Here is a 9,282-nt window from a genome sequence, read left to right on the forward strand (position 1 = left end):
GCAGCCTCGAGCTGCTTCAGACCGGGGCGCGGTCGGCCAGGACGCCAACGGAACGCAGGCGTTCAAGCACGGGCGCGACCATGCGCTCAATCGCTTCCTCGTTCGGGCGGACATTGCCATAGGCCGGCAGGCCCTCGTCGGCGATGACAAGGTCGGCTTCGAACTTGGCTGGATGGGTCCAGCGGTAATGCGCGGCGCGTACGGTGGACAGATACTGCTGCAATACATTGTCGACGCTGCGGCCACGGTCGATCACATCGCGGCGGATTCGGCGCGCGAGGCGCAGGTCGTCCGGCGTGTCGACATAGACTGACAGGTCGATCAGTGGCTTGATCTTGGGCATGGACAGGGCGTGGATGCCTTCCAGCAGCAGGATCGGTGCAGCCTCGATGCGGCGCGTCTTCGTGCTGCGATCATGGCGTTCATAGTCATAGACCGGCTGGTCGATTCCCTGACCGGCCTTGAGCGCTTTCAGGTCACGTACAAGATGGTCGACTTCCTTCGATGCGGGATCGTCGTAATTGACGCCCGCGATGATCTCGAGGCGCTCATCCTCGGTCTTGTAGTCACCATAGTGGCGCATGGGATGGTAATAGGCATCCTCGCCAAACATCACGGCCCTGTCGGGGCCGAGATGGGCAAGCAGGGCTTCTGCCAGCGTCGACTTGCCTGAGCCGGACCCGCCGGACATGGCGATGAGGAATGCAGATTTTCGTTTCGTCATGATCGCTGCTTAGCGCCAAAACCGCCTGCATTCCAACCTTTCGCGAGGGGAATTGGCTGCAGACATGAAAAGCCCGGCCCCTGAAAGGAGGCCGGGCGGGACAGAAGGGGATATTTGCGGCTTCTACCGCCCGGTGACGATTGGCCCGCGAATGGAGAATTCTGAATTGTTCCGGGCAACGTCAAGGGTAAGGTAGGCCCGCTGTCCAGGCTGCAGAGAGCCGGTCATCGTGGAGCCATACCCGCGGGCAATCGTGTCGCCGGCAGGTGACGTCAGACGCCACGCCACGGGCTGGAGTCCTGCTTCCTCGAACGTGGCGCGGATATTGTCGTTTCCGGTAACGTGCACGGGAAGGGGGGTTTCCAGGCGGCCATCGACGCGGGCAAAAAGCTGGACGATGTAGGTTCGGCCATTGGCTTCAGCGATGCCGACACCCGTATGCGTGAAGGCGCTTCGTGTCATGTTATCGGCGTTAACGGGATCCCGGCGCAGGGCGTCGAATACGGCGTCGGCATCATGCTGGGTGCCTTCAACAATCGCGATATTGGCGCCGGCTGCACCGATCAGGACAGTGCGGTCCAGCATGCGGACGCGCTCAAGGTGGCCACGGCCTTCCGGGTCGGCATGGCCGGCATAATTGCGTGCCGCCATATCCATTGCGTGAATGCGGGCGGCTTGTTCCAGCGAGGCCAGGGGAATGAGCGCAGCCTTGCTGTCGTCGGCGCGGACACGGTCAGTCGCGTCGATCAGCTGGTTTTCGAGCCGGAGGCCCTGTCTGGAATCGCTCTGGCTGTCGTAACAGGCGCTGACTTCCTGATTGAAGACTGCAGGATCAAGCGACAGCCCATCTGCGAGATCGCAAGTGGAGACTGCCGCTGCGGGCAATGTGAGCGCCGCAAGGGCTAACGCCGACAATGACATAAATCTGTAACGTGTCTGTAACATAACTGTCACAATACTTTCATGACAGTTCCATGTCAATGAAATTTCATCCGACTACAGAAAGATGTAGCTTTTAGAGCTACAGATTCCGCGTTGTGCAGCAACGAAAAAGGGCCGCCCCAAAGGGACGGCCCATATCCTGAAACTACAAGAAAATGTAGGTCTATTCGCCGGCGTCAGCGCCTTCGATTTCCTTGCCGGTTGCCTGGTCGACAACCTTCATGGACAGTCGGACTTTGCCACGGTCGTCAAAGCCCATGAGCTTGACCCAGACCTTGTCGCCCTCCTTGACCAGTTCCTTCGGGTGGCCAATGCGCTCGTTCGCCATTTGCGACACGTGCACAAGGCCGTCCTTCGGGCCGAAGAAGTTCACGAAGATACCGAAGTCTTTCAGGCCAACGACTGTGCCTTCGTAGATTTCGCCGATCTCGGCTTCTGCGGTGATCTCGCGGATCATCTTCATGGCTTTCTCGATGGCTGGGCGGTCGAGTGCAGAAATCTGCACTGTGCCGTCATCGTCGATATTCACCTTGGCGCCGGATTCTTCGACAATGCCACGGATGACCTTGCCGCCGGAACCGATGACATCACGGATCTTGTCGGTCGGCACCTTCATGATTTCCATCTGGGGCGCGTTTTCCGACAGGCTGTCACGCGACGTATCGAGGGCTTTCGCCATTTCGGCGAGGATGTGCATGCGCCCACCCTTGGCCTGCTCGAGCGCCGTTTTCATGATGTCCTTGGTGATACCTGCGATCTTGATGTCCATCTGCAGCGAGGTCAGGCCCTTTTCGGTGCCTGCGACCTTGAAGTCCATGTCGCCGAGGTGGTCTTCGTCGCCGAGGATGTCGGAAAGGACGGCAATGCCGTCTGCTTCCTTGATCAAGCCCATCGCAATGCCCGACACGGGACGGGTGATCGGCACGCCGGCATCCATCATTGCGAGCGAACAGCCACACACGGTGGCCATCGAGGACGAGCCGTTGGACTCGGTGATCTCGGACACAAGGCGGATCGTGTAAGGGAAGTCGGCATGTTCAGGCAGGACAGCCTGGAGCGCGCGCCATGCGAGCTTGCCGTGACCTGTTTCACGCCGGTTGGTGCCACCCATACGGCCCGTCTCGCCGACCGAATAGGGCGGGAAGTTGTAGTGCAGCATGAACTTGGACTTGGTCGTGCCGTCGAGACCGTCGATGAACTGCTCGTCATCGCTCGTGCCGAGCGTGGTCACGCAGATCGCCTGCGTTTCACCGCGGGTAAACAGCGATGAACCATGCGTGCGCGGCAGGAAGCCGACAATGGCTTCGATCGGGCGAACCTGGTCGAGCGAGCGGCCGTCGATGCGCTTGCCGGTTTTCAGGATGTCGCCGCGAACAACGGCGGCTTCAGCTTCCTTGAACGCAGTCTTGAAGGCTTCGCCAGTCATCTGGCCGGGAGCGTCGTCGGTGCCGACGAGTGCTTCCTTGGCCCTGTCGCGGGCAGCGCCCACGGCGGCCTGACGCTCGAGCTTTTCAGTCATCGAGTAGGCGGCCGACAGGTCTTTGCCGACCAGCTTCTGAATTGCTGCGAGCGCATCGGAATTGTCTTCCGCTTCAAACTCGAATGGCTCCTTGGCAGCCTTCTCGGCCAGGTCGATGATTGCATCGATCACGGGCTGGATGGCTTCGTGGCCCGCCATGACAGCGCCCAGCATCACGTCTTCGGAGAGTTCGTAGGCTTCCGATTCCACCATCATCACGGCGTCGGCGGTGCCGGCCATGACGAGGTCGAGATCGGACTCTTCCAGTTCGGCGATGGTCGGGTTGATGATGTATTCACCATCCTTGTAGCCCACGCGCGCGGCGCCAATCGGGCCCATGAACGGTGCGCCGGACAGGACGAGCGCGGCAGAGGCGCCGATCATGCCGAGGATGTCAGCATCGTTTTCAAGGTCATAGGACATGCAGGTCAGGACGACCTGGACTTCGTTCTTGAAGCCTTTGACGAAAAGCGGGCGGATCGGGCGGTCGATGAGGCGCGAGGTCAGCGTCTCTTTCTCGGTCGGGCGGCCTTCACGCTTGAAGAAGCCGCCTGGGATGCGGCCCGATGCGTAGTATTTTTCCATATAGTTGACGGTCAGGGGGAAGAAGTCCTGACCCGGCTTGGCCGACTTGGCGAAGCATGCGGTCGCGAGGACCTTGGTGTCCCCATAGGTCACCATAACGGCGCCGTCTGCCTGGCGAGCCACCTGGCCCGTCTCAATTGTCAGCGTGCGTCCCGCCCATTCCAGCGACACGGATTGTTTGTTGAACATTTCGATTTCTTTCTTTTCGCATACGAAAAGCCCGCCGTGGCCCTATTGCCCGGCGGGCTTGTTTTTCCGGACCTAGCGGCGGATGCCGAGTTCCGTGATGAGCGTTTGGTAACGCGCTTCATCTTTGCCTTTGACATAGTCAAGGAGCTTCCGGCGCGTGGCGACCATGGTCAGCAAGCCGCGGCGGGAGTGGTTGTCTTTCTTGTTGGTCTTGAAGTGGTCGGTCAGGTTGTTGATGCGCTCTGTGAGGATCGCAACCTGCACTTCGGGGGAACCGGTGTCGCCTGCCTTTATGGCAAACTTCTGGATCAGTTCCTGTTTCTTTTCAGCCGTAATCGACATCGGGTCTCTTTCATGAATATCGCCAAAAGGCGAGGGGTTTCAAAGTCTTGCGGCCTCATGGCTGCGGGGGTCTGAGGCGGGATCTGGACCCTGGTGTCCGGTGCCGGGATGTCGTCCAGCAGGGGATTCAGGGCGATCTTCGCCTCAAGGGGCGGCTTATGGCGGATTTAGGCCCGTTTGGGAAGGGGGTGGGGTGATATGGGCGGCGTGTGGGTGCGCTGTTGGGCCCGGAGTCCCTGCCGGTGGCGTGGAGGGTGGTTGGTGGCTGACAGGAGGGGGTTGGCGGCGCAGAACGCCTAGACCCCCTGCACCTCGCGCACATTGAACACGCGAACCGGCTCGAAATGCCCGGCGCGCACATCGCCCAAGGCGATGGCCACGCCGTTGCAGGTCGCGAGGGCGAGGCGGTCGTCTTCATCGTCGGGGTTTCGGGCACTGCGCCAGGCTTCGACCACATGCGGCAGCAGCATGATGGTGCGGCCCTGACGCAGGTCGCCTGCGTCAGACGGGCTGACGGCAAGGTCCGGAATGCCGGCCAGGACTGACTGGACGGGTTTCAAGGCCGCGAGCAGGTCTGCCTTGTCGGTCATCTCCTGCAGGGCCGAGATGGCGATGGCGTCGGCTGCACCGAAGGCGCCGACGCGGGTGCGGCGCAGCTGGCTGATATGGCCGTCACAGCCCAGATCGAAGGCGACGTCCCGGGCCATGGCACGGACATAGAAGCCCTTGCCGGAGGTGACGTGAATGACCGTGTGGTCCGCGTCAGGCATGCCGATGACGCTGGCGGCGTGGACCATGACTTCACGCGATTTCAATTCGAAATCCTCGCCTTCACGCGCGAGGTCATAGGCGCGCTGGCCATCGACCTTGATGGCGGAGAACTTGGGCGGCACCTGTTCGATCAGGCCGACATAGTTTGCAAGCACCGCTTCGACCGCTTCGCGGGTGGGACGGGTATCGGATGTGGACGTAACCTCGCCTTCGGCATCCTGGCTGGCGGTGGAGACGCCCCATTGGATGGTGAAGACGTATTCCTTCTCCGAATCCATTGCCCATTGCACCGTCTTGGTCGCTTCGCCGAAGGCGATGGGCAGGATGCCGTCGGCCAGCGGGTCGAGCGTGCCGCCATGTCCCACCTTGTCGGCATTGTAGAGCCGCTTCAGGATCGCGACGGCCTGGGTCGATGTCATCTCGACCGGCTTGAACAGGTTCAGCCATCCGCTGACCGGATCACCCTTGCGTTTTCTCTGGCGGGCCAAATCATTGTCTCCTGCAGGCCTGAGGCGGTTCGAACGCCGGCGGGCCATCTTCGTACTGGCATGGTAAAAGGAAGGCGCGGCCTTAGGCTGGCTGGGGCCCCGCGTCAACCGCCGGGCCGGTCAGGACGCGGATTTGAGCCGCTCGGCGGCCGCCTCTTCCTCATCGGCATCAAACAGGAGTTCCGGTTCGTGCGGCGGCGGGGACTTGTCTTCCCGCACCGGGGCAGGGGAGGCCGGACGCGCCGATTTTGGCAGTTTCAGATCGACGATATCGAGATTGAGATCAAACTCGCCGACCGTTTCGGTATCGCCCGTATCCATCTTGTGGCGAACAACGTCGCGGAGTTTCACGAGGACATCGCGATTGTCATCGACGACCGGGATCTGGCGGCCGTCGGATGTGCCGATCGTCAGGCGGTAATAGGGTTCGCGCTTCTTGATCTTCATGGCGATCATGGCGGCGCGGATACCGAGGAAGACTCCGAGCAGCATGAGCACGCCGCCGACTAACAGGGCCACGAGACCGGACTGGCGGCCGGGCACCAGGAACCACCAGGCCAGGCCGACAATGCCGAAGAACAGGTTGGCGACACAGAGCGTAGCGTGCAGGCTCTGTGACTTGCGGTTGCGCGGCATGTCCCATGGCGCAAATTCGATGGATTCAATGGACATTGTGGCGATACGGCGGATGGCGATCGTATCATCGCCCATCTGGATTGATGCGGCCGAGATTTCTCCCTGCCGGGCGCCTTCCATGTCGAGTGTCTGGCGGTCCATGCGGCCCGTCCCCTTGTCGCGATCCCTAACGGTCTCAACAGTTCGCCGCCAAGTCAAATGACAAAGCGGATAAGGCGCAGCTTTCGGGAAGCCTATTCCTGCAGGTCGCGCTTTACGCGCGGGTCGGCCAGCAGACGGTCGATATGCGTCGCCTCATCATAGGACTTGTCGGCAATGAAGTGCAGTTGCGGCGTGAACTTCATGTCGATTTCGCGGCCAAGTTTCCCGCGCAGGAAGGGGGCGGCGCGAGTCAGGGCTTCGGCCAGCTTGTCGCGGCCGGCCTGCGTATCGTCGCCCAGCGGCGTGACGAACACGTTGGCATGGCGCAAGTCAGGTGAGCAGCGTACTTCGCCAACGGTGATGATGACGGTGGCAAGATCGGGATCGCGCAGATCTTCCCGGGCGAGAATGTCGGCAAGCGCGTGGCGGATGATTTCCCCGGCGCGCAACTGGCGCTGGGAGGGCATGCCGGCAGCGGCGGGTTTTCGGGCCATCAGTGAGCAGCCTTTTCCTGTAGGCGTGAAATGAATGCGGCGCGCGCTGACTTGTCCTTGCCGAACCAGGCATCGGGGATAATCAGCGAGTCGGCGCCGTTGACGAGAACGGCGACGTGCCGCCGTTCGGTTTTGACAGACGAGATGCATGACCAGTCTATACGGGTCTCGATTCCGCCCCGCCGCACGGTGATCTGGTCATCAGCGAGGGTAATGTCGGTCGAGAGGGTCATTTCCGTGCCACGTCCGTGCTTGTGCCGGTATGACCAGCGAATGAAGATCAGGTACCAGGCGATGCCGGCAAAAGCCGCGACGAGCGCCGAGATGAACCATTGCCAATACGGCGACAGGCCGACGAGACGCATGGCCTCGCGAACCATGACGGCCATGCTGGCCGAAATGATCGGCGCGGTCACACCGGCATAATAGACGGCTGTCGGGCCAACGGACCCGCCACGCGTGAGGCGGGTCAAACGCTTCACATCCTTCTCCCGAAGGAGACCCGAGATGTTCAGCGTCTGGTTCATTGTGCCTGCCTCTAGGCGAGGGTTCTAGCGATTTCCTCGACCTGGAAGCACTCGATCTTGTCGCCGACGCGGATGTCTTCATAGCGTTCAAACGCCATGCCGCATTCCATGCCGCCGGAAACTTCGCTGACTTCATCCTTGAAGCGCTTCAGCGTCTTCAGCTTGCCCTCGTGGATCACGACATCGTCGCGCAGGAGGCGGACGCCGCAACCGCGAAGCACCTTGCCTTCGGACACACGGCAACCAGCAACCTTGCCGACCTTGGTGATGTTGAAGACTTCGAGAATATCGGCGTAACCGAGGAAGGTTTCGCGCTTTTCCGGCGCGAGCATGCCCGACAGGGTCGATTTCACGTCGTCAATCAGGTCGTAGATCACCGAATAGTAGCGGATTTCGACGCCTTCCTTTTCGGCAAGGTCACGGGCCTGCTTGTTGGCGCGGACGTTGAACGCAAAGATCGGCGCATTCGACGAGCGGGCGAGCAGGACGTCGCTTTCGGAAATACCGCCGACAGCGCCATGGATGACGCGGGCGCGGACTTCTTCTGTCGAGATCTTGTCGAGCGACATGGAGATCGCCTCGACCGAGCCCTGCACGTCGCCTTTGACAACAACCGGTAGCTCGGACGTTTCGACGGTGCCATCTTTCAGGCGGCTGAGCAGCTGGTCGAGCGAGGCACGCGCCGCAGCACCCGCCTTGCCGGAGACCTGGCGCTTGGTGCGCAGGCGATAGTCCGTGATCTCGCGGGCGCGGGCTTCCGTTTCGACGACCACGAAGGCTTCGCCGGGATCAGGCGCACCATCGAGACCGAGCAGTTCGACGGGAAGGGACGGGCCGGCATCCTGCAGCTGCTGGCCACGCTCGTCAGTGATCGCGCGGACCTTGCCCCACTGGGCGCCGGCAACGACGATGTCGCCGCGCTTGAGCGTACCGCGCTTGACGAGCACGGTCGCCACGGGACCACGCCCCTTGTCGAGCTGGCTTTCGATGACCACGCCGTCTGCATCGCGGTTGGGATTGGCTTTCAGTTCGAGAATTTCGGCCTGAAGCGAGATCGCGTCGGTGAGCTCGTCAAGGCCGATGCGGGACTTGGCCGAGACTTTCACGGCCTGGGTTTCGCCGCCCATGCTTTCGACCTGTATGTCGTGCTGGAGCAGGTCTGTCAGAACCTTGTCGGGTTCGGCGTCGTGAAGGTCGATCTTGTTGACTGCCACGATGATCGGGACGCCGGCCGCCTTGGCATGATTGATCGATTCAATCGTCTGCGGCATCACCGAGTCGTCAGCGGCAACCACGAGGATCGCGATGTCGGTGGCGTTTGCGCCGCGGGCGCGCATGGCGGTAAAGGCTGCGTGACCCGGCGTGTCGAGGAAGGTGATCTTCTGGCCGGATTTCAGCTGCACCTGATAGGCGCCGATATGCTGCGTGATGCCCCCAGCTTCGCCTGACACGACGTCCGTTGAGCGCAGGGCGTCGAGCAGCGAGGTCTTGCCGTGGTCGACATGGCCCATGATCGTGACGATCGGCGGGCGCGGCTGCATCAGGGCCGGATCGTCGGCTTCGCCTTCGAGGCCGATTTCAACGTCGGATTCTGCCACGCGCCGGACGGTGTGGCCGAATTCCTCGGCGATCAGTTCGGCCGTGTCGGCATCGACAATGTCATTGCCGCGCAGCATTTCGCCTTGATTGATCATGAACTTCACGACGTCAGCGACACGTTCGTTCATCCGCCCTGCAAGGTCCTGCAGGGTGATAGTTTCAGGCAGGGTGACTTCGATCGAGACTTTCTCGCGCTGTTCCCCGCCGCCGAAACGGCGCTCGCGTTCACGTTCGCGGGCGCGGCGCACTGAGGCGAGCGAGCGCTGGCGGTCGGCATCGTCGCCAAGCGCGGACGAGATGGTCAGCTTGCCGCGGCGGCGTTCAC

At 61.6% G+C, this 9,282-nt stretch carries 9 protein-coding genes; all 9 read right to left on the reverse strand.

Annotated elements, in window-relative coordinates:
* Positions 1-16: 16 nt before the first annotated feature.
* Complete coding sequence (gene udk / locus VR74_RS10525) at positions 17-724, reverse strand: uridine kinase (RefSeq protein ID WP_045696566.1); 708 nt, start codon at positions 722-724, stop codon at positions 17-19.
* 123 nt (positions 725-847) lie between these two features.
* The gene (locus VR74_RS10530; protein WP_299950157.1) at positions 848-1,609 is read right to left on the reverse strand and encodes a CAP domain-containing protein; all 762 of its coding nucleotides are present in this window, start codon (positions 1,607-1,609) and stop codon (positions 848-850) included.
* Between the two features lie 220 nt (positions 1,610-1,829).
* Entirely contained in the window at positions 1,830-3,959 is a 2,130-nt protein-coding gene (pnp, locus tag VR74_RS10535; RefSeq protein ID WP_045696569.1) for a polyribonucleotide nucleotidyltransferase, read from the reverse strand.
* A gap of 72 nt (positions 3,960-4,031) precedes the next feature.
* On the reverse strand, positions 4,032-4,301 hold the full coding sequence (gene rpsO, locus VR74_RS10540; protein WP_045696572.1) for a 30S ribosomal protein S15: 270 nt from the start codon (positions 4,299-4,301) through the stop codon (positions 4,032-4,034).
* Positions 4,302-4,597: 296 nt separating this feature from the next.
* On the reverse strand, positions 4,598-5,560 hold the full coding sequence (truB, locus tag VR74_RS10545) for a tRNA pseudouridine(55) synthase TruB (RefSeq protein WP_299950159.1): 963 nt from the start codon (positions 5,558-5,560) through the stop codon (positions 4,598-4,600).
* A gap of 120 nt (positions 5,561-5,680) precedes the next feature.
* Complete coding sequence (locus VR74_RS10550) at positions 5,681-6,337, reverse strand: hypothetical protein (protein WP_045696576.1); 657 nt, start codon at positions 6,335-6,337, stop codon at positions 5,681-5,683.
* Between the two features lie 92 nt (positions 6,338-6,429).
* On the reverse strand, positions 6,430-6,831 hold the full coding sequence (gene rbfA / locus VR74_RS10555) for a 30S ribosome-binding factor RbfA (RefSeq protein ID WP_045696578.1): 402 nt from the start codon (positions 6,829-6,831) through the stop codon (positions 6,430-6,432).
* Entirely contained in the window at positions 6,831-7,358 is a 528-nt protein-coding gene (locus tag VR74_RS10560) for a YcxB family protein (RefSeq protein ID WP_045696580.1), read from the reverse strand. Before VR74_RS10560 ends, rbfA begins: the two co-directional genes overlap by 1 nt.
* 11 nt (positions 7,359-7,369) lie before the next feature.
* Positions 7,370-9,282: translation initiation factor IF-2 (gene infB, locus VR74_RS10565; protein ID WP_045696582.1), on the reverse strand; the 1,913-nt coding region annotated here is incomplete at its 5' end.

The sequence above is a fragment of the Hyphomonas sp. BRH_c22 genome, from assembly GCF_000961795.1.
Classification (GTDB): Bacteria; Pseudomonadota; Alphaproteobacteria; order Caulobacterales; family Hyphomonadaceae; genus Hyphomonas.

Excerpts from the sequence above, each read along its gene's own strand:
- udk (WP_045696566.1), bottom strand. The coding sequence starts at position 724 with ATGACGAAACGAAAATCTGCATTCCTCATCGCCATGTCCGGCGGGTCC.
- pnp (WP_045696569.1), bottom strand. The coding sequence starts at position 3,959 with ATGTTCAACAAACAATCCGTGTCGCTGGAATGGGCGGGACGCACGCTG.
- rpsO (WP_045696572.1), bottom strand. The coding sequence starts at position 4,301 with ATGTCGATTACGGCTGAAAAGAAACAGGAACTGATCCAGAAGTTTGCC.
- VR74_RS10550 (WP_045696576.1), bottom strand. The coding sequence starts at position 6,337 with ATGGACCGCCAGACACTCGACATGGAAGGCGCCCGGCAGGGAGAAATC.
- rbfA (WP_045696578.1), bottom strand. The coding sequence starts at position 6,831 with ATGGCCCGAAAACCCGCCGCTGCCGGCATGCCCTCCCAGCGCCAGTTG.
- VR74_RS10560 (WP_045696580.1), bottom strand. The coding sequence starts at position 7,358 with ATGAACCAGACGCTGAACATCTCGGGTCTCCTTCGGGAGAAGGATGTG.